This is a genomic window from Providencia sp. PROV109 (assembly GCF_033681625.1).
GTDB classification, from domain to species: domain Bacteria; phylum Pseudomonadota; class Gammaproteobacteria; order Enterobacterales; family Enterobacteriaceae; genus Providencia; species Providencia hangzhouensis.
Window position 1 is genome coordinate 4,199,029 of record NZ_CP096320.1, and the last position, 22,184, is coordinate 4,221,212.

General features: G+C 42.4%; 20 protein-coding genes and 4 tRNA genes. 6 read left to right on the top strand and 18 right to left on the bottom strand.

Translation table 11 applies throughout. The annotated features are described in order from the left end of the window. Positions 1–50 precede the first annotated feature (50 nt). From yigB to lptM, 5 genes are read right to left on the bottom strand one after another with little or no spacing between them, the layout of a single operon-like run. Positions 51–767 (bottom strand): 5-amino-6-(5-phospho-D-ribitylamino)uracil phosphatase YigB, encoded by a 717-nt coding sequence (gene yigB, locus M1F25_RS19435; RefSeq protein WP_004906059.1) that lies wholly within the window; start codon positions 765–767, stop codon positions 51–53. Continuing rightward, on the bottom strand, positions 767–1,696 hold the full coding sequence (gene xerC, locus M1F25_RS19440) for a tyrosine recombinase XerC (RefSeq protein ID WP_094962481.1): 930 nt from the start codon (positions 1,694–1,696) through the stop codon (positions 767–769). Before xerC ends, yigB begins: the two co-directional genes overlap by 1 nt. Beyond that, a complete protein-coding gene (locus M1F25_RS19445) occupies positions 1,678–2,382 on the bottom strand; it encodes a DUF484 family protein (protein WP_112308135.1) in 705 nt (234 codons plus the stop codon). Before M1F25_RS19445 ends, xerC begins: the two co-directional genes overlap by 19 nt. Positions 2,383–2,406: 24 nt before the next feature. Then, positions 2,407–3,231 carry a diaminopimelate epimerase gene (gene dapF, locus M1F25_RS19450; RefSeq protein ID WP_036958806.1) on the bottom strand — a complete coding sequence of 275 codons (825 nt, stop codon included), beginning with the start codon at positions 3,229–3,231 and terminating at the stop codon, positions 2,407–2,409. A gap of 21 nt (positions 3,232–3,252) precedes the next feature. Next, positions 3,253–3,438, bottom strand: coding sequence for an LPS translocon maturation chaperone LptM (gene lptM, locus M1F25_RS19455; RefSeq protein WP_004906065.1), 186 nt, complete (start codon positions 3,436–3,438; stop codon positions 3,253–3,255). Positions 3,439–3,673: 235 nt separating this feature from the next. Here lptM and cyaY point away from each other — a divergent pair, with 235 nt between their 5' ends. Then, a complete protein-coding gene (gene cyaY / locus M1F25_RS19460; protein WP_004906066.1) occupies positions 3,674–3,991 on the top strand; it encodes an iron donor protein CyaY in 318 nt (105 codons plus the stop codon). Between the two features lie 43 nt (positions 3,992–4,034). On the opposite strand, the gene M1F25_RS19465 is transcribed toward cyaY, so the two are convergent. Further along, complete coding sequence (locus M1F25_RS19465) at positions 4,035–6,608, bottom strand: class I adenylate cyclase (protein ID WP_181488797.1); 2,574 nt, start codon at positions 6,606–6,608, stop codon at positions 4,035–4,037. Positions 6,609–7,200: 592 nt separating this feature from the next. Here M1F25_RS19465 and hemC point away from each other — a divergent pair. The 5 genes from hemC to M1F25_RS19490 all read left to right on the top strand — a co-directional run bounded on the left by hemC (position 7,201) and on the right by M1F25_RS19490 (position 11,912). After that, the gene (gene hemC / locus M1F25_RS19470) at positions 7,201–8,145 is read left to right on the top strand and encodes a hydroxymethylbilane synthase (RefSeq protein WP_094962460.1); all 945 of its coding nucleotides are present in this window, start codon (positions 7,201–7,203) and stop codon (positions 8,143–8,145) included. Continuing rightward, on the top strand, positions 8,142–8,897 hold the full coding sequence (locus M1F25_RS19475) for a uroporphyrinogen-III synthase (RefSeq protein WP_094962459.1): 756 nt from the start codon (positions 8,142–8,144) through the stop codon (positions 8,895–8,897). The genes hemC and M1F25_RS19475 overlap by 4 nt, the downstream gene beginning before the upstream one ends. A 3-nt stretch (positions 8,898–8,900) precedes the next feature. Continuing rightward, positions 8,901–10,169 carry a uroporphyrinogen-III C-methyltransferase gene (gene hemX, locus M1F25_RS19480; protein ID WP_004906078.1) on the top strand — a complete coding sequence of 423 codons (1,269 nt, stop codon included), beginning with the start codon at positions 8,901–8,903 and terminating at the stop codon, positions 10,167–10,169. A gap of 2 nt (positions 10,170–10,171) precedes the next feature. Continuing rightward, the gene (gene hemY, locus M1F25_RS19485) at positions 10,172–11,365 is read left to right on the top strand and encodes a protoheme IX biogenesis protein HemY (protein WP_004906081.1); all 1,194 of its coding nucleotides are present in this window, start codon (positions 10,172–10,174) and stop codon (positions 11,363–11,365) included. Between the two features lie 319 nt (positions 11,366–11,684). Continuing rightward, positions 11,685–11,912, top strand: coding sequence for a hypothetical protein (locus M1F25_RS19490; RefSeq protein WP_004906084.1), 228 nt, complete (start codon positions 11,685–11,687; stop codon positions 11,910–11,912). An 806-nt stretch (positions 11,913–12,718) separates the two neighbouring features. Here the strand turns inward: M1F25_RS19490 and M1F25_RS19495 are convergent. The 12 genes from M1F25_RS19495 to rfbA form a co-directional block, all read right to left on the bottom strand. Further along, positions 12,719–12,795 (bottom strand) — tRNA-Pro (locus M1F25_RS19495). A gap of 40 nt (positions 12,796–12,835) precedes the next feature. Further along, positions 12,836–12,921: transfer RNA gene (locus M1F25_RS19500), tRNA-Leu, on the bottom strand. Positions 12,922–12,936: 15 nt separating this feature from the next. Next, positions 12,937–13,012: transfer RNA gene (locus M1F25_RS19505), tRNA-His, on the bottom strand. Between the two features lie 79 nt (positions 13,013–13,091). Then, positions 13,092–13,168: transfer RNA gene (locus M1F25_RS19510), tRNA-Arg, on the bottom strand. Between the two features lie 167 nt (positions 13,169–13,335). Continuing rightward, complete coding sequence (gene thrP / locus M1F25_RS19515) at positions 13,336–14,712, bottom strand: bifunctional threonine/serine APC transporter ThrP (protein WP_094962457.1); 1,377 nt, start codon at positions 14,710–14,712, stop codon at positions 13,336–13,338. Between the two features lie 289 nt (positions 14,713–15,001). Beyond that, entirely contained in the window at positions 15,002–15,769 is a 768-nt protein-coding gene (gene wecG, locus M1F25_RS19520; protein ID WP_036958810.1) for a lipopolysaccharide N-acetylmannosaminouronosyltransferase, read from the bottom strand. 9 nt (positions 15,770–15,778) lie between these two features. Continuing rightward, the gene (gene wzyE, locus M1F25_RS19525; RefSeq protein WP_094962456.1) at positions 15,779–17,134 is read right to left on the bottom strand and encodes an ECA oligosaccharide polymerase; all 1,356 of its coding nucleotides are present in this window, start codon (positions 17,132–17,134) and stop codon (positions 15,779–15,781) included. Continuing rightward, on the bottom strand, positions 17,131–18,213 hold the full coding sequence (locus M1F25_RS19530; protein WP_004906092.1) for a TDP-N-acetylfucosamine:lipid II N-acetylfucosaminyltransferase: 1,083 nt from the start codon (positions 18,211–18,213) through the stop codon (positions 17,131–17,133). Before M1F25_RS19530 ends, wzyE begins: the two co-directional genes overlap by 4 nt. Beyond that, the gene (gene wzxE, locus M1F25_RS19535) at positions 18,210–19,460 is read right to left on the bottom strand and encodes a lipid III flippase WzxE (RefSeq protein ID WP_094962454.1); all 1,251 of its coding nucleotides are present in this window, start codon (positions 19,458–19,460) and stop codon (positions 18,210–18,212) included. The genes M1F25_RS19530 and wzxE overlap by 4 nt, the downstream gene beginning before the upstream one ends. After that, a complete protein-coding gene (gene rffA / locus M1F25_RS19540) occupies positions 19,460–20,590 on the bottom strand; it encodes a dTDP-4-amino-4,6-dideoxygalactose transaminase (protein WP_094962453.1) in 1,131 nt (376 codons plus the stop codon). The genes wzxE and rffA overlap by 1 nt, the downstream gene beginning before the upstream one ends. Next, a complete protein-coding gene (rffC, locus tag M1F25_RS19545; RefSeq protein WP_144140420.1) occupies positions 20,577–21,317 on the bottom strand; it encodes a dTDP-4-amino-4,6-dideoxy-D-galactose acyltransferase in 741 nt (246 codons plus the stop codon). The genes rffA and rffC overlap by 14 nt, the downstream gene beginning before the upstream one ends. Beyond that, positions 21,295–22,176: a glucose-1-phosphate thymidylyltransferase RfbA gene (gene rfbA / locus M1F25_RS19550; protein ID WP_004906097.1), complete on the bottom strand. Its 882-nt coding sequence runs from the start codon at positions 22,174–22,176 to the stop codon at positions 21,295–21,297. The genes rffC and rfbA overlap by 23 nt, the downstream gene beginning before the upstream one ends. Between the last annotated feature and the right edge of the window lie 8 nt (positions 22,177–22,184).

Consider the following 22,184-nt stretch of genomic DNA (forward strand, 5'->3'; position numbering starts at 1 on the left):
TGAGGTTATTAACAATGGCTATTGCCACTGTATTTTTATACAGGAAATAATTATACCAATGATAAGAGAGAATCCAACCGCGAAATTTCTACATGCGGTAATAAACGACCCTCTTTCTCTTCCATCAGTGTTTTTTGTTCTGTGTTTATCCAGCAAGCTTGCATACCGCTGTTAATTGCACCTTCAACATCCGTTAACAGGTTGTCCCCGACATGAAGAATAAATTGTGGCTCAATTTCAAGTCGCTTTGCTGCTAAACGATACATATCACAAAATGGCTTTGAGCGCCCATCAGGCCCCGCTTTCAATACAAATTGAAAATATTGGCCTAACCCACATGCTTCCGGCTCTGCGTTACCATTAGTAATCGCCACCAACGGAACTTTTTCTGCAAGTTGGCACAATGTTTCATGGGTGGATTTCGGGACATCAATTCTATTTCGCCAATATGTGAAATGCGCCATGATGTCATCCGCCCCTTTTTGTGCCGCTTCTTTCGAGTAACCATAATGGCAAAGCATCATTTTGGAAGAGAGCCAACGCCAACGTGATATATCATGATAAATATCAGGCTCTTGTTCTTCAACAAGACGGCGAAAAGCATAAAGATCTTCATTACTAAAATGATTAAAGCGCGGATCATATTCACGAACAAAACGTAAAACTTCTTCTTCCGTTTTATCAATAACTGGGTGGTTATCGTAAAGCGTGTCATCCAAATCAAACGTGATCGCCAGAATGGGTGATAACGGACGGTAAAAATGCATTAAGGTTTCTCCCTCTTTGCTCTCGGATGAGCCACATCATAAACGTTTGCTAAGTGCTGAAAATCAAGGTGCGTATAGATTTGTGTTGTTGATAAATTTGCATGCCCAAGAAGTTCTTGCACTCCACGTAAATTCCCACTTGATTCAAGGATATGTGTCGCAAAAGAGTGGCGTAATTTATGGGGATTAATGTGGCTATTAACCCCTTGTTTTATTCCCCATTGCTCAAAACGTTTCTGTACGTTCCGATTCGAAATACGTTTACCGCTTTGGGTTGAAATAAAAACGGCGTCATCTTCAGGGTCATAGAGCTCTCGCATCTCAAGCCAACGTTGTAGCCAACTCACCGCAGTTTTACCCATTGGCACTCTGCGCTCTTTACTCCCTTTCCCCATTACCCACACTTCGCCCGTATTTAAATCAAGATGGCGAACATCTAGCCCGACTAGTTCAGATAAGCGTAACCCCGCGCCATACATCACTTCAAGCATCGTTCGGTCACGCACAACAAGAGGGTCGCCGCTATCCATATTCAAAAGTTGGGAGACTTCATCCACATCCATATTCTTAGGAAGTCGCTTTTTGGATTTAGGGGCATGGATTGCTTTTGCGGGGTTTGCGGGTAATTCCCCCTGGTGTACCATCCAATCAAAAAAACTACGCAGCGATGATAACCGCAACGCCATACTTGCTGCTTGTAAACCCGATTTACGACTTTTAGCAGCAATATTGCGCACAATCGTCGCATCCACTTTTTGCCATTCGTGGATATTTAATGAGACTAACATTTCCACAATAACGCTCAGTTGGCGACGATAGTTAGTAATAGTAACCGGACTTAGCCGGCGTTCAACACGCAGATAATACAGAAAGGCCTCAATTTGGCTCATCAGCCCTTCCGGCTGGTTTTTTACAGGCGTTCTATCCATTGGCATAATAACCTCGGTAGAATTTGAGCGACTTTCTCCAACATGACCGTTCCCATACCATGTTGATAATGTTCACGATCACGGCTAGTAAAGATGACCATACCTGATTCACCATGATGACCAAACAATGAAATGGCGACTGAGCCGACATTTAACGCATCAGGTAAAAGTAGTTGGATTTCAGGGCCATTTAACCGGCCGAGGTAGTTACGCTTATCACCAAAGCGTTGAATCCTCACGGGTTCAAAAACACGACGCGAGATAACTAATTGATGTGCATCCAAAGGTGCAGACAAATGCCAACTGTCACTAAACAAGCGTACCTGAGCACCGGATAAACCCAGTTTTTTTGCCCAACGGTTTAGCGCTAACAGCATTTGCTGTAAACTTTCTGCTGATGACATTTCAATCACCAACACTAACAACTCATCAAAAAGCTCTACATTTTCATGAGCTTGCTCAACCATAAACCGAATATCTTGTTCGAGCTCTTTGATTTTCAACCGTTGACGGCTCATGACTAACTCAGGCAATGAAATCGCTTCCCGCACAACATGTGGGACTTTTAGTTGCTCCAACAGCTGTACATTACGAAGAAAAAAATAAGGGTTTTCCGTTAAATAGCGCACGACATCAAGCTCATCAATTTGATGAACCATTTCCTGTGCTTTTTTGGTTTTATCCATTTTTTCCTCTTCGGCTATTCAAAATTAGAGTTGAATGACTCCATCATAAACATGCGTTGCAGGACCTGTCATATAAAGAGGCGACCCAGGACCTTCCCAAGAAATATCTAATGAGCCCCCCGGCAAATCGACTTTAACCCGCTTCGCTAGTAGCCCTTGAGTAATCCCAACCGCGACAGCTGCGCATGCTCCGCTACCACAAGCTTGAGTTTCCCCTGCTCCACGTTCATAAACGCGCAAGCGAATATGGTCAGCACTGATAATTTCCATAAAGCCAATATTGGCACGTTCTGGAAAACGCTCATGATTTTCTAAAGCGGGGCCTAAAACTTCGACTTCTGCCGTATGAATACTTTCAACTTGAATGACACAATGCGGGTTACCCATTGAGACAACCCCACACAGCACTGTACGTTCTTGTGCTCGAATAATATAGGTCTTTTCTTCTTTAACTGCGCGAAATGGCACTCTCTGTGGTTCAAAATCAGGTTCGCCCATATTAACGCAGACACCATCATTCTCATTTATGGTTAATGTCATACGACCCGACTGAGTGCTGACTTTAATTTTTTGCTTATTCGTTAAGCCTTTGAGCCTAACAAAACGAGCAAAACAGCGAGCTCCATTACCACATTGAGCGACTTCACTGCCATCCGCATTAAAAATACGATAATGAAAATCAAGGTCAGGGTCATAAGGGGCTTCAACTAATAGTAGTTGATCGAACCCAACCCCTGTGTGTCTATCCGCTAATCGACAAATCAATTCAGGCGAAAAATATACATTTTGTGTAACGCCATCGACAACCATGAAGTCATTGCCTAAGCCATGCATTTTAGAAAATTGCATTTCACGCTCCATAGAGGTGGCTTACTGATTATTTGTTGTTTGAGCAGGCTCTTTGGCAGTACTGTCTTGTGCGGTAGGTTGCACATCAGATGCCTTAGCCGGAGCTGCAGTTTCTTCCGGCGGAAAATACAACGGGCCTTTTAAGCCACAGCCAGAAAGGGTAAATAAAACAACTAGTGCACTAAGCCCAATTAAACTTTTTTTCATTCTTTTTCGCCCGTAATACTCACTTTTGACATCTGATATTTTACACAATAACAGGAGTGGCCTCGCAAATCACGCCTGTTTATCCAGCATGTTGATATTATATACTTTAGGCTAAATTTAGTCTGAAATTTTTAGCGGGTATGCTGAGATTGACCCCAATGCAGGTTCCCTCCTATAATTTCAATTAACAATAATAATTTCAATTAAACCATTGTGAGCAAACAGGAAATTAATCGTGAATGACAGCGAATTTCATCAGCTAGCAGAAACGCTACTGAGCACCATCGAGGAGCATTTAGATAATTATGAGGGTGATGCCGATATTGATTGTGAAATCAATGGTGGTGTGATGACTCTTAGCTTTGAAGATGGCAGTAAAATTATTATTAACAAACAAGAGGCATTCCACCAAATATGGTTAGCAACTAAACAGGGTGGGTACCATTATGATTATAAACAAGGTAATTGGGTTTGTGACCGTTCAGGGCATGAATTCAAAACTAAACTAGCCGAGGCAATTGCTTTTCAAAGCCAAGAGCCCTTTTCGTTCTAAGCTTTACGAATTTATACGGTGGGCAGCGCAAAACTGCCTACCATCAATAATAATGTGCTTGTGGGTGCTGTGGTTGGCTAGATTGCCTTTCATACCCAACGTCATCATCTTCTGCCGTAAATGGCCATGTCGCACCAGAAAATGCAACAACTTGGTTTTTACCATCTTGATTAATGATTTGGTAAAACTGCGGTAAATTGAAATTGATAAAGTTTGCACCATAGGTAAACCGGTCGTGGGAAGAAGAATAGAATTTACTCACGTCACGGACGAGGTCTTCTTTTGACCCTTCACAGTGGGAATAAATTTCAACCCGATTTGCTTCATCTAAAACGTAAATATTAAAACCCGTGTTATCTGCGGTATTTTCAAAGAAAAACTGTACAATCCCTTCACTTGCATAACCATCGACAACGGCAGGTAAATGGTTATCACCCTTCGCCTGAAGTTTAACTGGCCAGCCATGTAGTTTGTTATGGGAGATAGCCCCATAGAACTCAACGGCATTTTCAAGTTTTTGCACAGATACATTTAGGCGCTCAAAGAATAACCCCCACGTCTGCCCGGCAATACGTAATGCTTTAAAACGCCCAGGGTCATTTCGGTTGCTTGATAAACGCAGTTCTACACATTCAGATACCAGCTGTTGTACACGGGTACGAATCAGCCCGCGTAAGTGCTCACTATAACAAAACACTTCAACCGCTTCAGGAGGTGATGCATCTTGATGCATTTTTCCTAAAATGGTCTTAAGTGCTTCTAACATGCATTGTTCTCCGCTGAAATGTAACGTTCTTACCTCATTCCACGAATTACGATACAACAAATCAATACTACCAATCAGACACCGTTGTGATTCCCCAAAACTGAAAATATCCAGTTTTCTAAAATCAACATGAACGACTTGCTCAGAATATACCTGTGTTGGGTCTTTTTCTAAGTTAACAATGATTGCAAGATGGCGGATTTCACAAGGGCTATAAAGCGCTTTTGGCGTTGGAGCGGGTAACCTGATAGGGAAATGGCTTGATACATCATGCATCAACTCAAGCAGCTTTCGTTCATCACACTGAGACTTCCCGTTATGCATATAAACCTGAGTATTCTCAGTCAACAGGCCGTTAAAATATGCCCATGCCACTAATTTATTTAAATAGCGATTATATTCAAGAGGTTGATGACCAATAATGGCCTCAATATTTGGCGCTTGGTTATACAAATACCAACCACTACGGTTAGCTCTCCCCTCGGGTACATAAATAAAGGTGAGATGCGCTTCGCTCAAATCAGGTGAAATTTGTGGATTAACTAATGTCACCTTACCAGGTAGCGCCTCGAAAGCCGCATATAATTTACGGGTTAGTACCCCAATATCTTGTGGGCTTGCACTAACACTTAAATTATTTCTACGCGCAAAGCGAATGAGATTACGATAACTTTGCATCATCGTATCAAGTAACTCGTTGTGTGCCTCACGGACACGCTCAATTTTCCATTGATTACGTGTGTCGAGAATAGACAAACGTTCTGCACCCCACCCCCATGATTCAACCAATTGAGACAACACATCACGGCGCCAGCCTGAGCATGTGTTATCCTCTTTTTCAGATAGTTTTTCACACACTTTTAGGTAGAAACAACGGCGGATAAGGTCAAGACGAGTTAGATCATTAATTTCAGTCAGGTAACGTGTCACACGCTCTAACATCAAACAGTATGAGTCCAAGCCATAACACACAATTTCGCCTGCATGTAAATGACGCTTAAACTCCATCGCTAATAACTTACCGTTAGGGTAATCCCATGAATAGGATTCCAGTAAAATACTCTTCAATACGGCTTTATAGGGGGAATCAACACTTTTGTATAGCTGCCATAGACTTGCACCGAAGTATTCCGCCGCAGAAAGCTCACTTAAACCACCTAAATCAAGCCATTCATTCGGTGTTAGCACGCCTTGTGCATATAGCCCCATAACATATTCATCGTAATGCTGCTCTTCTTCGACTGGCACCATAGTCCACAGCAAACGTTTACCCGCCATACGTACAGCTGTTCGATAAAATTCATCTAACAATAAGATATGTTGCGTTGAACCACAGTTTTCCCCACCAATATGCCCACTAGCATGATGGCGAAAACGATTTTCATCAATTAAAAAAACAGTGACATCAATCCCCAAAGACGCAGCCCACTGCTCAATTAAGGTACACTTCTTTTGCAAAAAACGTTTTTCTTCATGGTCCAACCAAGAAGGATGGCAAACCCAAACGTCAATATCTGAACACTGACTTTGCCCAACAGATGAAGTGCTTCCCATCGAATAAATACCCGTAATAGGTAATTCGCCATTCGCTTCGGTTTCAATCGTGGGTAGAAAACGTTCGAAAGGTGCCAACCATTTTTTTTGCTCTGTATCAGGAGAGAAAAAACAGACACCATGGGGGACATTACCTTCAATAAAACCAGGCATCATTGGATGATGATAATGAAACAAGACAGGCAGCAAGCTATAAACCTTCGAGAAGGTTTCACTCATAGAAGCTGTTGCACGTTCTAACCGTAATTGGTTTATCGCATCCAGTCTTTGTTTTAAGGTTTCAATATAGAGATACAAAGGTTACGCCTGATTGAATGAAAGTAATACAAACCTGAGAATTTCCCAGCACCCAACAGATAGAGATAGATTTAAAATAATTTTCAAATGGATTGTCGGAAACGTGATCAATTTAACACCTTGCATCAAAAGGGTAAAGTAGATCACATAATTTTATACGCTTATTTTTGATACAAAATGCTTTTCAACATATTGTATAAAAAGGCTTTTTATTTTTTAATCTATAAAATATCCCTTGTTTTTCAATGGAATAATTTCTTTTTACTCAATTGTTTAGTAAAACAGCAAAATCAAACGATATTAAGTACAATACGCACAGTGTCTGCGCTTACTCGCTTCAACACGAATTAATACAAACCGCAGAGTGTTTCACACGAAAGATAGCACGATAAGCTAAAGAAATTGCTTAATAGCTATTCTAGGTCATCTCATTTTGAATCGCGTTCTTGCATCATGGAAGAAAAAGTAAATCAGTTATCAACAATTCAGAGAGTGGTTTTGCGCCTAACTGGAAAAAATATCCTTAACATGTTAAAACTAAGGCCAATTGTATGGTTAATCTGCGGCATTTTTCGCCAGAGAAAACAGTAAAATGACATCAACAAATATCGTGCGTATTGCAACGCGCAAAAGCCCTTTAGCCCTATGGCAAGCGCACTTTGTCAAAGACAAATTAGAGCAACTTCACCCAGGTTTGCTGGTTGAACTCGTGCCTATGGTGACAAAAGGCGACATCATCCTTGATACACCTCTCGCGAAAGTTGGCGGGAAAGGGTTATTCGTCAAAGAATTAGAACTTGCCTTATTAGAAGGGCGCGCAGACATTGCCGTTCATTCGATGAAAGATGTCCCTGTTGAATTTCCTGAAGGCTTAGGATTAGTCACGATTTGTGAACGTGAAGACCCTCGAGATGCCTTTGTCTCAAACCACTATGATAATCTTGAGGCACTACCGGAAGGCAGTATTGTCGGAACATCGAGTTTGCGTCGTCAATGCCAATTAAGGGAGCTCCGCCCTGATTTAGTCATTCGTGACTTACGCGGCAATGTCGGAACACGCTTATCAAAACTAGATAACGGTGAATATGACGCCATTATTTTGGCCGTTGCAGGGTTAAAACGTTTGGGGCTAGAAACTCGAATTAAAACCGCCCTTGCCCCTGAACAATGCTTGCCTGCCGTTGGCCAAGGTGCTGTCGGCATCGAATGCCGTTTAAATGATAGTAAAACCCGTGAGTTACTCGCGAAACTAAATAATGACGCAACATCGACCTGTGTTCTGGCTGAACGAGCAATGAATATGCGCCTTGAAGGTGGTTGCCAAGTTCCCATTGGCAGTTATGCTATTTGGCAAGATGACAAAATATGGCTACGCGCCTTGGTTGGAGCGCCAGACGGTAGTGTGATTATTCGTGGAGAACGACGAGTTTCACCAAGTGAAGCTAACCAAGCAGGGGTATCATTGGCTGAAGAATTACTTGAACGCGGTGCAAGGGATATTTTGGCGGATGTCTACCAAGGAAACCCGCCTGCATGAAAGTGCTTGTCACTCGCCCTGAGCCCGCATGTTCAGAGCTGATCACGGCAATCACCACCAAAGGGGGGGAAGCCTTCGCCTCTCCTTTAATTCGCATAGGGCCCGGTGCTGAATTAAATACCCTTATTCCTCAACTTGATAGCCTTACTGCGAATGATTTAGTCTTTCTTTTATCTAAAAATGCAGTCGAATATGCAAATTTAACACTTGAACAAATGGGGCGTAGCTGGTCAGATAAGTTATCTTACTACGGAATTGGCCGCTCTACAGGGCAATATTTTCAGCAAGTAACCGGAAAAGACATACGTTGGGCGGAGCAAGGCGAAACCAGTGAAATACTACTGACACACCCTGAGCTTCAATTTCTCGAAGGGAAAAACGCCCTGTTATTACGTGGAAATGGCGGGCGAGAGCTTCTCGCGTCAACATTACGGGCTCGAGGTGCGCAAGTCAGTTATTGTGAATGTTATACAAGGTACCCGGTTGATTATGATAAAGCTCTGTTCAATCAGCAGTGGTTTCAAACCGGTATTACAGATGTTGTGATCACGAGTGGTCAAATGTTAGCCTTGTTAGAAGAATTAATCACTGAAGAATACCAAACTTGGTGGTTTTCCCGCCGCCTACTTGTCGTCAGTGAACGGATTGCAGACCAAGCCCGCAGAGGCGGATGGCAAAAGGTCTGTGTAGCTAATAGCGCAGATAATAATGCTTTATTAGAAGCATTAATTTCAATCGATATGGGATGCTAATTTATGACGGAACACGATAAAACAACCGAGACGGTTACCCCAGAAGCTGGTGCAGAACAACAGCGCCCAAAAACTAAACCTTCTTCGGAACAAAAACGTTCTGGTCTGATAGGCGGTGTAATTGCTATCGCTATTATCATCGCTATTGGCGGTGGGCTGTACTATTTCACTCAACAAAGTAATGCCACCTTAGTCAATGAAAACAATGAATTAAAACAAAAATTAAGTGATTTAATCGAACAACAAAACTCAGACAGGCAGCGGTTAGATGCATTAATTGCGGCTAATGCTGAAATAAAAAGCCATTCTCGTGAATATGAAGAGAATCTCAACCGCCGCATGCAAGAGCTGCAAGCGCACGTTACTGCGTTATCTAGCGCTGATGTTAAAAGTTGGCTACTTGCACAAGCTGACTTTATGGTCAAAATGGCGGGAAGAAAGCTGTGGAATGATCGCGACCCAGTAACCGCGGCCGTTCTGCTAAAAAGCGCTGACTCAAGCTTGGCAGAAATGAATGACCCAAGCCTACTCGACATTCGTAAATCAATTAACAGTGATATGGCTAAATTAGCCGCAATCAACCAAGTTGACTATGACGGCATTATTTTACGTTTAAACCAGCTAAGCAATGAAGTCGATAACTTACGTTTAGCGGATTTAAACAGTGGAGATGCGAAAGCTGAAGATAACGCTGACGTTAGCGATGATATTTCGGATTGGAAACAAAATTTGGCGCGTAGCTGGAAAAGTTTTGCAAATGACTTTGTCACAGTACGAGCTCGTGATGGCTCAGAAGCCCCTCTCCTTGCACCAAATCAAGACATTTACCTACGTGAAAACATTCGCTCTCAGCTATTAATTGCAGCGCAAGCCGTACCACGTTATCAAGAAGCCACCTACAAACAGTCATTAGAGCAGGCATCGACTTGGGTAAGAGCCTATTTTGATACTGAGGCGCCTGAAACCAAAGCATTCCTATCAACCATTGACGACCTAATCAATCAGCCGATTGATATTGACATGCCTGATACCTTGGAAAGCCAAGAAAAGCTAGAAAAAATCATGCAAACACGGGTTCGTAGCTTACTTTCTCAGTCATCCGACAATACAAAAGTTAGCGATGGTGCCGTTGATGCCGCAGCGGATGCGACTGAAGCGCCAACAGAAGCCGCAGCAGATGCCGCTGTTCCTGCCACGGATACGCAAAAAGCAGAGTCAGCTGACAATTCACACCCTTCTGAATCAGCAGAGCCTGCTGGCAATAGGGGGTAATTATGATAAAAGTCCTGATCCTATTTATAGTACTTATTGCAGGGATAATCTTAGGCCCATTATTAGCGGGTCACCAAGGTTATGTTTTTATCCGTACAGATAATTATGACATTACGACCAGTGTAACCAGCCTCGTTTTGGGCTTTATCTTGCTCCAGTTTGTGCTGTTATTCCTTGGTTGGTGCTACCGCCGTTTTATCAGCACGACATCACGTACCCGAGGTTGGGTAAGTGGTCGTAAATACCACAAAGCGCATACTCAAACACAAAAAGCGCTACTGAAATTAGCAGAAGGTGATTTCGAGCAAGTTGAAAAATTAATGAGCAAACATGCTGATTTTTCTCAACAACCAGTCATTAACTACCTCATGGCAGCCGAAGCTGCTCAACAGCGTGGTGATGAATATCGCACTCACCAATACTTGGATAGAGCCGCCGAAGCCGCAGGGAGTGACCAGCTTCCTGTTGATATCAGCCGTGTCCGTATCCAATTAGCGGAAGGAGAAGTCCATGCTGCTCGCAATGGTATTGATAAACTTCTCGACAAAGCCCCAAGACACCCTGAAGTATTGCGTCTTGCGGAACAAGCTTATTTACGTTCGGGCGCCTATCAGTCACTGATTGAATTACTTCCTGTTATGGCTAAAGTACAGTTACACAATGAAGATGAGCTCGATGCATTGAAATTAAAGGCTTACAAAGGGTTGATGAACCAATATATGGCTGAAGGGGGTAGTGATGGGCTAAAAGCTTGGTGGAAAGCACAACCTCGCCGAGTTCGTCATGAAACCGCATTGCAAGCTTTCTTAGCAGAACATTTGATTGAATGTGGCGATACTGCAAGTGCAGAAAAAATGATTATTGATGGCTTAAAACAGCAATATGATGAACGCTTACTCCTGCTAGTGCCAAAACTGAATAGTGAACGCCCTGAAATTATCGAAAAAACCCTTTTACATCTGCAAAAGCAAAACGGTGCCACCCCGTTACTCAACAGTACATTAGGTGTTTTATCGCTACAGCATGCCCAATGGGACAAAGCAGAGACCTACTTTAAGGCCGCTTTAGCACAACGTTTTGATGTTCAGGATGCATCATGGTTAGCCGATGCGTTTGACAGGCAACATAAATCTAGTGATGCGGCAAAAATTCGCCAAGATGCATTAAACCATTCATTAAAACAAGAACGAAACTAATATTCTTGCTTATCCTTTTCTAAAAACTCCACACCTTTTAGTGGAGTTTTTTTATTCATAAACTTAACTGCCACTAAGCCTAGCTTCCCCAATCAAAACGCAGAAAAGAATTTAAATACATTGCGTTAGTCGTATTAAATCATCGTAAAAGGAGAATATGAGGTTTATGATTGGTAACATTACAGATCAATAACTCAATGTTTAATCAATAATCGTTATTTAAGGATCAGCAAAACACACTTGGCTATGTTATAAAATAAACACATAGTGTATAAAGCTTTATATACATCTTTGCTTTGAATGAATTAGGGATATCGATATGAATGTCATTAAAACTATTTGGCGCTGGATTATTGCAACCCCAAACCGTTTACAAATATTCTTTGATCTTCTGCTGTTAGTATTATCACCTTTTGTTTTTATTATGATTATTGGTTTTAATACCGAAGATCTTAGTAAAGACATTTTCATTATTACATTCATTATCCTCTGCTATACCTATATTACTCGCTGGTTCAGTAAGTGGTTTAGTAAAGGTAGAAGCTAATACCTATCTTATTTTCAGCCTCTTAGTCATTTTCTAAGGGGCTTGGCTTTTTACATAAACAAAAAAAACACCTGCACAAGGCAGGTGTAAAATACAATCAGGTCTACAGACGGATGGTGCCTCACTCAACGTTTCGCCCGTTCGTTGATGGTAAGAGGATGAGCTCTTGATCATCTAAGTTGGACAATAGGCACCGATAATCGGCTTTGCGTCATCTCTGGGTTTATGAAGCTTCGCTGTCATAAGAAGTGAGATGAGCATCTACATATAAAATAATGCACAATGCATGCCAACTTTTTAAAACGAAGTTTTTTTAAGCTTACTCTTTTGGCTTCGCTCTCATCTCTCGGTTTTACACATAATTTTCCTTCTTGGAAAGAAATCCCCCTAACATTAAAGAATTCACTAATGTGGTGCCTGTATCTTATCTTGCTATTCTGTCGCAGTTTAGAGACAGCATAAAACAGTTATTTATATTCCCTTATAAATCAACAAGTAAAATGTCTCCTTTTGGCGACACCAATATAATGAATTGTATCTATTTTACGACACAGGCTAGTTAACCTGCTAAATTACAAATAAAAACAAGCAATTAACCATAGCCAATCATTATTGAAGAAACAGCACTAAGTAGACTTTAAACAATTCAGGTTATAGCTAGGCGGTAAGTGAAGATATACCGATGAATATACACAAATATGTGATTCTAGGAGACTAACGCAGACAACAATGCGATGGGTTGAAGTGTGATGATTATAAAGCATAAAAAGCAAAAAACCCGTCGGTTAAGACAGGTTTCTTTAAATTGGTCGGCGAGAGAGGATTCGAACCTCCGACCCACTGGTCCCAAACCAGTTGCGCTACCAAGCTGCGCTACTCGCCGAAATTTTGTAGTACTTATTAATACCTATTACATTTCTTCGTGGTGCGAAAGGGGGGACTTGAACCCCCACGTCCATAGGACACTAACACCTGAAGCTAGCGCGTCTACCAATTCCGCCACCCTCGCAATGTCACAAAAAAATGGGGTGGCTAATGGGACTCGAACCCACGACAACTGGAATCACAATCCAGGGCTCTACCAACTGAGCTATAGCCACCATAACTTCACTTTTTTCAAAGCGTTGCTATATTACTACATACAACGTCATTTTGCCAACCGTAGCGAAGCGCTAAAACTGGTGCGCCCGACAGGATTCGAACCTGAGACCTCTGCCTCCGGAGGGCAGCGCTCTATCCAGCTGAGCTACGGGCGCTTAACGCCGTTGCGGGAGAGGATAGTACGGATTTATCCTCCCGCTGTCTAGTCCTTTTTGAAATAAAAATATCGATTGCTTGCCTTTTATCCATTTCGCTGAGAAAGAGAGCATATTTACCCTCTTTTTCACTGTACGACTAATAAAAATCCGTCGAAGCACCACCACTAAATTTTTGTATTGCGGCTATTGAACAGGCGAATAATGAAATAAAGCAGTGAAACGCCCCCTAAAAAGATGGCGCCAACGATTAAAGATAAACGGGTATCTGGGTTAATCGCCATCCCAACCAATACGCAGGCTAAAAATAATAAGGTCGCATAGTTAACCCATGGAAAAAGGATCGATTTGAAAGGATGCCCAATAAGCTTTTCTTTGTTTTGTTGGCGAAAACGGATTTGGCTGGTCAATAGCACTAACCAAGGCACCATACCTGGTAACACACTCGCACTATAGACATACACAAAGACTTTTTCTGGATTCGGTATGATGTAATTCAAGCTAGAACCCGCCACTAAACAGAGAATAGTAAAGCCAACGCAACGTGCTGGTACGCCATTTTTCGTTAATTTCAATAATGACTTAGGTAATTGCTTATTTTGCGCTAAGGCATATAGCATTCGCCCACCACTATACATGCCACTATTGCAACCAGATAACGCCGCAGTTAACACCACAAAGTTAATTACAGCGGCTGCGGACACAATCCCCACTTTCGCAAACGTAAGAACAAATGGGCTACCTTGTGAACCCACTTCCGTCCACGGAAAGAGTGTCACAACAATAAAAATAGCACCCACATAAAAAATTAATATACGCCATAAAATATTATTGATCGCTTTTCTTAATGTAACTTGAGGATTTTTCGCTTCACCTGCCGTGATCCCAACTAATTCAACCCCTTGATAAGAGGCCACAACGATACACAACGCAAATAAGAAACCTTTCCAACCCCCTGCAAAGAAACCACCATGCTCAGTGAGGTTTGCTAGCCCAATCGGTTCAAAATTATTACCAAGACCAAAAAAAATCAGCCCTAAGCCAATTAAAATCATCACCACAATCGTGGTCACTTTGATCATGGCAAACCAGAACTCAAGCTCTCCATACAGCCGAACAGCAGCTAGGTTAGCTAATGCGACTAATACCACGGCAATAATGGCAAAAATCCATTGAGGCACGTCAGGGAACCAATATTCAGCATATACGCCAATGGCAGTGATCTCTGAGATACCAACGGCCACCCACATAAACCAGTAGCCCCACGCAGTGAGACATCCCCAAAACGGACTTAAGTATTTATAACCAAACGAAGCAAAAGAACCGGTTACAGGCTCAAGAAATAGCATTTCCCCCATTGAACGCATAATGAAGAAAACAAAAATTCCTGCGATGATATAAGCCAGTAAGACAGAAGGCCCAGCCCATTTTAGTGTACTGGCCGACCCCATAAATAACCCAACGCCAATAGTCCCACCGAGCGCAATCAGCTCGATATGCCGTGCTTCTAACCCACGTTGAAGCCCTTGCTGTGGATTTCCCATACATACCCCTGTCAAAATTAGATATTTAAAATGCAGTTTTAATTGAAACTCAGTTAGTAATAATCACTGCAATTATTTGAAAAGCATCAATTAGGCGATTAAAAAAATGCCATAGCCGCAAGATTAAGCACAAACTGGTGCGAATATGATTATTTTTGAGGGATTATAGAAATATTTGAAGAAAGAGACCAGTCATTCGGAGAATTCAGACCGCAAGCAAGGGATTAGGCCTACTTGCGGCCAGTAAAATACATCGATAATAACGATAAAAATCAAATCACTATAAAAATTACAGCTTACCGCCGTAATAGTAACCTAAAAATTTCAGTAATTTAAACTGACGAGTAATACGGGAAGGCTGAGATAGTAAGCGATACAACCATTCCAACCCTAAGTTTTGCCAAACTTTCGGTGCACGTTTTACATGCCCTGTAAACACATCATAAGTCCCCCCAACGCCCATATATAAGGCATCTGGGTACACACTTCGGCAATCTCGCATAAAAATTTCTTGTTTCGGAGAACCCATCGCAACAGTGACAATTTTTGCACCACTTGCACGAATGCGTTCGAACAATGCACTTCGCTCTTCAGCAGTAAAATAGCCGTTTTGCGAACCTACAATGTTCACATTCCACTGCGAGCGTAGCTTGCTTTCAGTTTGCTCTAGAATTTCTGGTTTGCCACCCACTAGGAAAACTGGCGTACCTTCTTTACCGGCCCGTTCCATTAACCCTTCCCACAAGTCAGCACCAGCCACGCGGGAAACTTCAGCTTGGGGGTATTTACGACGAATAGCACGGACAATACTAATTCCGTCAGCATATAAATATTCGGCTTGGCCTAGTAACGTATTTAAAGCCGTATCTTGTTCAGCGATCATCACTTTTTCTGCATTAATCGCAACGAGCGTTCCCGTTTTCGTTTCCCCACCAGCAAATAAGTAGTCTAAAAAATGGGCCATATTTTTAAAGCCCCAAATATTATGACCACGAATACTATATTGTGGAATAGATGGCTGTGTAACGGATGAAGACTGAGTTGATGACGATTCCATGATACTCCTTTAGCGGCTTTCACGCTGTTGGCTTCTTAAAAAAGAAGCTGTTTTTGTGCGAATAAGCCCTGCACTTTCAAATAACCAATACAGTAATTTTGCTAACACCAGACACAGTCCGAATATTAAGCAGAAGAAAACCACCCGTGAGACGAAAGAATCCACGCCTTCACGCGCTAAAACAATGATGTTAAAAATGGCACCAAAACAAAATGCCTGCATAATGGCAGCCTTATAGCGATTCGGTTCTTTCAGGCTCATGCCATAGATCCAATCAAACCATTTGATGATAAGCCCCACAACTATGGCTCCGAGTGGTATAAAAATCACCCCACCCATCACCACCAATGAACCAATCAGTGTTGGGGAAATTGCCAGTCCAGAATGGTTGTTTAGTACTTCCCACGTAAAATAGTTGGCAGAATTCAATACCGTATCTGGGCGTTCTGGCCAAACCCAAGAAGGAATAAAAACATAAAAGTCACGGATAATCGGCGCTAGGCCTTGAAAGTCCATCTCATCATAGTGGCTTAGCAGTAATGCTAAGTTTTCCCACGGGGAGAATGTGTCCCGTGTTAAGTACAAGAAAGTGTAATACGCTTCGGCACCACTGACATCTAGCCCATAGCGCTTTAAGGCTAACCAGAACATACCTACAATACTTGCGACCCCGGCTGCAGCTAGCATCCACAGCGTAATCCAACCCCTGACAATCCCAATAAATAAGAATAGTGCGAAAGCAATAATAATGTTCGCTCTGGTTCCTCCAACGATAACATAGGTCAAGAAACCAAATGCAACGGTACTAACGAGGAAGAAAATCCAACGTTTCTGTGTCGGTCGCAAGAAATAAACAATCAACATTGCCGGTATGAAGAAATAGAAAAAGCGTTTTAATGCCACGCCAGAAACTTGGCTGGAGAAAATTTGGCTATAGGATTTTAGCTTAAACAGCAAAAAACCGTTCTGCATGAAAAAGATACCTACTGTCACGACTGCAATCAGTATCAATAACAGACAGGTTAGATTCGTTTCCACTTTGTTCATGCTAAACAACGCACGCCGTGGTGCGTCTGGTTGCCTAGAAAGCCGTGTTTTATAAGCAACATAATAAATCGCATAAAAACTGGTAGCCGCTAGTTGGGCGTAAAGTAAGTAATCCGCTTTCACAACCGCAACATCAAATTGGAACACTAACGCACAAGTTAATGGAAAACCAAAGTAAAACGTCAATAAATACAACATTGAAAAGAAAATATTGAAGTTAAACCGAGCACGTAAAAACTCTTTGTACAACAAAGTACCAATAAAAATAATTGATATCAGGTAGACCAGTGCTAAGCCACCTAACTCCGTCAGTGTCATGCTCGCTCCTCCACGGCACTGAGAACGGCTTTCCAGCCTTCAGTAAAGTTAGGAGCAAAAAATTCGATATGCTGTTTATCTAATAAGCTCATTTGGCGCTGAGCTTCATCCACCAGCGGTATCGTCAGGTTGTCACCATAGAAAAATACAGGGACATTTTGAGCAGTTAAATCCTGCCAAAATGTATTTTGACGACTGATCACAAATGGAATACCAAATTGGATTAACAAACAAACCGTACCAACACCTTGCTGGCGATTAAAAATAAAATAGCCAAGATCACAGGATTTGAGCAAATTAAGGTACTCGCTAAACTCCATGCGCTCTTTCAGAATTTCTACTTGCCCTGAAGTAAACTCACTATTTGCAGCCTGTTCGACTTGTTCAATATAGCCTTGGTTATTTGCAGGATAGCCCATTGGGACAATAACTTTAACCTCATCACCAAATTGCTGTTTAATCGCACTCAGCGCCTCTACATGACGATTAGAACGGTCACCTGAGTTACCCAACAAAATAGTCAGTTGAGAACCTTCACGTGCCTTAGGCTCGCTAATTGTCAATGCGGGGTCCATTCGTGTTGGAAAATACAACACAGTGGCAGGCACTTTAGGGTTCGACTGGTGGAAATAGCACAAATCGCCACGTGTTGCACACACATGCCCTACTTTTTTCTGCGCTAAACGACGCAAAATATAGAATAACTTAAATTTTAGAGAGCTAGATTCTTCATAGAGGTCAGCTCCCCATATATGCCACCAAAACTGATGGGATTTGATTTGACCAAATAATAGCGCTAACCAAATAGGGGCGTTGAATTGCCCATGAAAGAAAAAGCGAGTACGGCGGTCTGCCTTGGCACGCTGTATAACACTATTAGCAATGGCCTGTTTATTCGCAAAAACATCTATTTTTAGCTGAGGATAAGCGTCAGCAAGCTGCGCATCATCGCTTACCACCATAAAATGCGGCGTTGATGACGAAGCCATTTCTTGGCAAATGACGTCATTAAAAAACGTCAGTACCGTCTGGTTGTGGTGTGGGAGATTCGATCCCAGTACATGTATTAAGGTTGTCATGCTCGCCTACGGTAAATCAAAAATACGCAACAACATAAGGTAAAATAGACAATATAAGTGGCCATATAAGCCTGAGTTGCACCTACTGCACCATGTTCAGGGATAAGCCAATGGGCAAAGCCCGTTAATAATAAAAATTGACTCACTTCAGTGAGGACATAAAAACGCAATGCGGCTTTGGCAATGACCAAATAGCCAAATACGTACGCCCCCACTTTCAATACATCACCGACTAGCTGCCATGCAAACAGGTCTCTCATCCCTGTAAACTCTTTTGAGAACAGCAACCAAATCGCGAAATCACGTAGTAACCAAACTGTAAAACTCACAACGGCAACAGCAGGTAAAACAAACTTCAATGCTTTAACAATTTCTGCTGTGATTTCATTTTTATGCTGCAAACGCGATAACGTCGGCAATAAATACACTGAAAATGTCGCGGTAATAAACTGCAAATAGGCATCTGAAATGGTGGTCACACCGGTCCATAACCCCACTTCATCCCAGCTATAGGTTTGGGCAAGTAAGTTTCGCATCATGATATAAGCGACTGGCAGTGTGACTGCCGTTAGCATCGCCATGACCGTAAATTTGCCTAAATTAGTCGCAATCGCTTTGTCCCATGCTGGCTTCAATGACGATAACGCAAACTGCTTGCGTTTAATTATCATCCCAGCCGCAGGCAATACCACAAGTGCAGGAACTAATGCTAACCCCGCTAGTGCACCTTCATACCCGCCCACTAGATAGCATAAATAATAAGCAATTACACCAATTACGCTACCTAAAATAATGGCTAATGCGTTTGCTGATGCGTCTCGGTAGCCCTTCAAAATAGCCAGAAAATAGTTCGCATACGCGATACCCATTTGAATTAAGGCGACTATTTGAATAACTGAGCTGTATTTTTCACTATCAAATAACGCCATGCTAATTGGCGCACTGCAAAGTAAAAAGATAAGCGCAAGTAGCGCTGAAAATCCTAGAATAATCGTCGATGAAGTTCCCAGAACCGCACGTAATTTTTGTGGGTCTTGGTGGTGCTCTGCAACATATTTTGTGACACCATTGAAAATCCCTGCACCAGATAACACCCCTAGTACAGTAATCAATTGGCGGAAGTTACCCGCCAGCCCCACACCGCTAGGCCCAAATGAGACTGCAAACAACTTAACGATTAACAGGCCTACCCCGATTTTAATCAGGGTAGAGCCAGCAGTCCAAACCGATGCTTTAGCAAGAGACATTAGGCAAAGAACGCTTTGATTCGCTCAATGACCGTCTGCTGTTCGTCATCAGTCATGTTGTAGAACATCGGTAAACGCACTAAGCGATCACTTTCTGATGTTGTATATTTATCTTCACCATGGAAACGGCCAAACTCAATACCTGCCGGGCTAGTGTGTAATGCAACGTAGTGGAATACCGTCAAAATGCCATGAGATTTCATGTAATCATTGAATTCGGTACGCTCTTCGATATCTTTAAGTTTGATGTAGAACATATGGGCATTATGTTTTAAGCCTTCTGGCACAGTTGCTAGGACTAAACGTCCCGCATCAACCAATGGCTGCAACGCTTCATCATACCGTTTCCATAGTAGTAAACGGCGCTCATTAATTTTGTCGGCTTCTTCTAACTGTGCCCATAAATAAGCCGCTTGCAAATCAGACAACAAGTAGCTTGAGCCGATATCACGCCATGTGTATTTATCGACTTGACCACGGAAAAATTGGCTACGGTTCGTTCCTTTTTCACGGATCACTTCAGCACGGCTAATCAAGTCTTTATCATTGATAAGCGTTGCCCCACCTTCACCGCCTGAAGAATAGTTTTTAGTTTCATGGAAGCTATAACAGCCAATGTGGCCGATAGTCCCCAGTGCTTTGCCTTTATACGTCGACATCACACCTTGTGCCGCATCTTCAATCACGAATAAATCGTGTTTTTTCGCGATAGCCATAATGGTGTCCATCTCGCAAGCAACACCTGCATAATGGACTGGAACGATGGCACGCGTACGTTCAGTGATTGCGGCTTCAATTTTAGTTTCATCGATATTCATGGTATCCGGACGGATATCAACAAACACGATTTTAGCGCCACGTAATACAAATGCGTTAGAGGTTGATACAAAAGTAAAGCTTGGCATGATGATTTCATCACCCGGCTTAGTATCAATCAGGATCGCCGCCATTTCTAATGAGGCCGTACAAGATGGCGTTAACTGCACTTTCGGGCAATTAAACCGTTTTTCCATCCATTCTTCACAACGTTTCGTGAAGCCACCGTCACCACACAGTTTGCCACTTTCCATGGCTTGTCTCATATACTCTAATTCAGTACCTACAACTGGTGGTTTATTAAATGGAATCATGTTGTCCCCTGTATAACCAATAAGCGGTACTGGCAATTGCTGCACCGCTACGTGAATAAAGATTTAATGCCGCAACATTACTGATTTGCGTGGCCACATTTAACTGTGCTTTTTGGTGTTCCACACACCAATTAAATGCTGCTGACATCAACTTACGCCCTACACCTTGCCCCTTCGCTTCTGGCATTTTCGCTAGTAGGCCAACCCGTGCTGTTTCTGCATCAAGATGCCGTAAACTCACAAAGCCCAATATCGCACCAGACGCGTCTTTAACTAGTAAACAAGTGTGATCAAACGTACCAAGTACTGATTTTTCTATCCACAACGCATAAAACTGACCGCTATCACCATCACGATACCAAGGTGCTCTAAAGCGGCTTTTGCTAAAGACAGACTCAGCGGCTTGCCGTAAAGTAGGAATATCATCCACTTGTGCAACAACAATGTGCTCTTCCGCTGTTAAACCTGCCTTTAAATAAGCATTTTCTGTGCCAATAGTAAGAGCGAAATCGATTTCACCTTCAACAAATGAAAAACCCATACCAGCCAAATCATCAATCAGCTGCGTTTCAGACGCGGCGACTTTTGCTTGCACGATATCGTATTCATTTATTTGATAAGCAAGGAGGGTCTCGAGATTATCCCCCGTAAAATTCAACTTTGCCGTTGAGCGATGAAAAAATTCGCTCTCCCATGGCAGGCTCTCAATACTGGCGCGGACGGACACGTAATAAATCCTCTAAATATTGCCCATAACCTGTTTTTTTCAGCTGTTGCGCTGAAAAAGCGACTTGCTCGTCTGTCAGCCAGCCGTTACGCCATGCTATTTCCTCTAAACAAGCAACTTTGAAACCTTGACGTTTTTCAACGGTTTGCACAAAGGTACCTGCCTCAATGAGGCTATCGTGGGTGCCTGTATCTAACCAAGCAAAACCACGACCGAGCAATTCAACGTTTAATTCGCCACGTTCTAAGTACATTTGGTTAATTGACGTGATTTCTAACTCACCTCGTTCAGAAGGCTTAACTTGTTTTGCAAATTCAACTACTTGTGAGTCATAGAAATACAGCCCTGTCACCGCCCAATTCGATTTAGGTTTAACCGGCTTTTCTTCAATCGACAGTGCTTTAAAATTATCGTCAAATTCCACGACACCAAAACGCTCAGGATCCATCACTTGGTAACCAAAAACCGTTGCGCCATTTACTCGTTTAGCAACAGATTTTAATTTTGGGCTAAATGAATGGCCGAAAAAGATATTGTCGCCCAATACTAAACAGCACGAATCACCGTTAATGAACTCTTCACCAATGATAAACGCTTGCGCAAGGCCGTCTGGTGATGGCTGTTCTGCATAGCTCAGCTCAATCCCAAACTCATGACCATCCCCTAATAAACGCTTAAACATCGGCAAGTCGTCAGGGGTAGAGATAATTAAAATCTCACGAACTCCCGCCAACATCAGGACTGAAAGCGGGTAGTAAATCATCGGCTTATCGTAGATAGGCAATAACTGTTTAGAAATACCGCGAGTGATAGGATGCAAACGCGTCCCCGACCCTCCAGCTAATATAATACCTTTCATACTGTCAC

Excerpts from the sequence above, each read along its gene's own strand:
- yigB (WP_004906059.1), bottom strand. The coding sequence starts at position 767 with ATGCATTTTTACCGTCCGTTATCACCCATTCTGGCGATCACGTTTGAT.
- xerC (WP_094962481.1), bottom strand. The coding sequence starts at position 1,696 with ATGGATAGAACGCCTGTAAAAAACCAGCCGGAAGGGCTGATGAGCCAA.
- M1F25_RS19445 (WP_112308135.1), bottom strand. The coding sequence starts at position 2,382 with ATGGATAAAACCAAAAAAGCACAGGAAATGGTTCATCAAATTGATGAG.
- dapF (WP_036958806.1), bottom strand. The coding sequence starts at position 3,231 with ATGCAATTTTCTAAAATGCATGGCTTAGGCAATGACTTCATGGTTGTC.
- lptM (WP_004906065.1), bottom strand. The coding sequence starts at position 3,438 with ATGAAAAAAAGTTTAATTGGGCTTAGTGCACTAGTTGTTTTATTTACC.
- hemC (WP_094962460.1), top strand. The coding sequence starts at position 7,201 with ATGACATCAACAAATATCGTGCGTATTGCAACGCGCAAAAGCCCTTTA.
- M1F25_RS19475 (WP_094962459.1), top strand. The coding sequence starts at position 8,142 with ATGAAAGTGCTTGTCACTCGCCCTGAGCCCGCATGTTCAGAGCTGATC.
- hemX (WP_004906078.1), top strand. The coding sequence starts at position 8,901 with ATGACGGAACACGATAAAACAACCGAGACGGTTACCCCAGAAGCTGGT.
- hemY (WP_004906081.1), top strand. The coding sequence starts at position 10,172 with ATGATAAAAGTCCTGATCCTATTTATAGTACTTATTGCAGGGATAATC.
- M1F25_RS19490 (WP_004906084.1), top strand. The coding sequence starts at position 11,685 with ATGAATGTCATTAAAACTATTTGGCGCTGGATTATTGCAACCCCAAAC.
- thrP (WP_094962457.1), bottom strand. The coding sequence starts at position 14,712 with ATGGGAAATCCACAGCAAGGGCTTCAACGTGGGTTAGAAGCACGGCAT.
- wecG (WP_036958810.1), bottom strand. The coding sequence starts at position 15,769 with ATGGAATCGTCATCAACTCAGTCTTCATCCGTTACACAGCCATCTATT.
- wzyE (WP_094962456.1), bottom strand. The coding sequence starts at position 17,134 with ATGACACTGACGGAGTTAGGTGGCTTAGCACTGGTCTACCTGATATCA.
- M1F25_RS19530 (WP_004906092.1), bottom strand. The coding sequence starts at position 18,213 with ATGACAACCTTAATACATGTACTGGGATCGAATCTCCCACACCACAAC.
- wzxE (WP_094962454.1), bottom strand. The coding sequence starts at position 19,460 with ATGTCTCTTGCTAAAGCATCGGTTTGGACTGCTGGCTCTACCCTGATT.
- rffA (WP_094962453.1), bottom strand. The coding sequence starts at position 20,590 with ATGATTCCATTTAATAAACCACCAGTTGTAGGTACTGAATTAGAGTAT.
- rfbA (WP_004906097.1), bottom strand. The coding sequence starts at position 22,176 with ATGAAAGGTATTATATTAGCTGGAGGGTCGGGGACGCGTTTGCATCCT.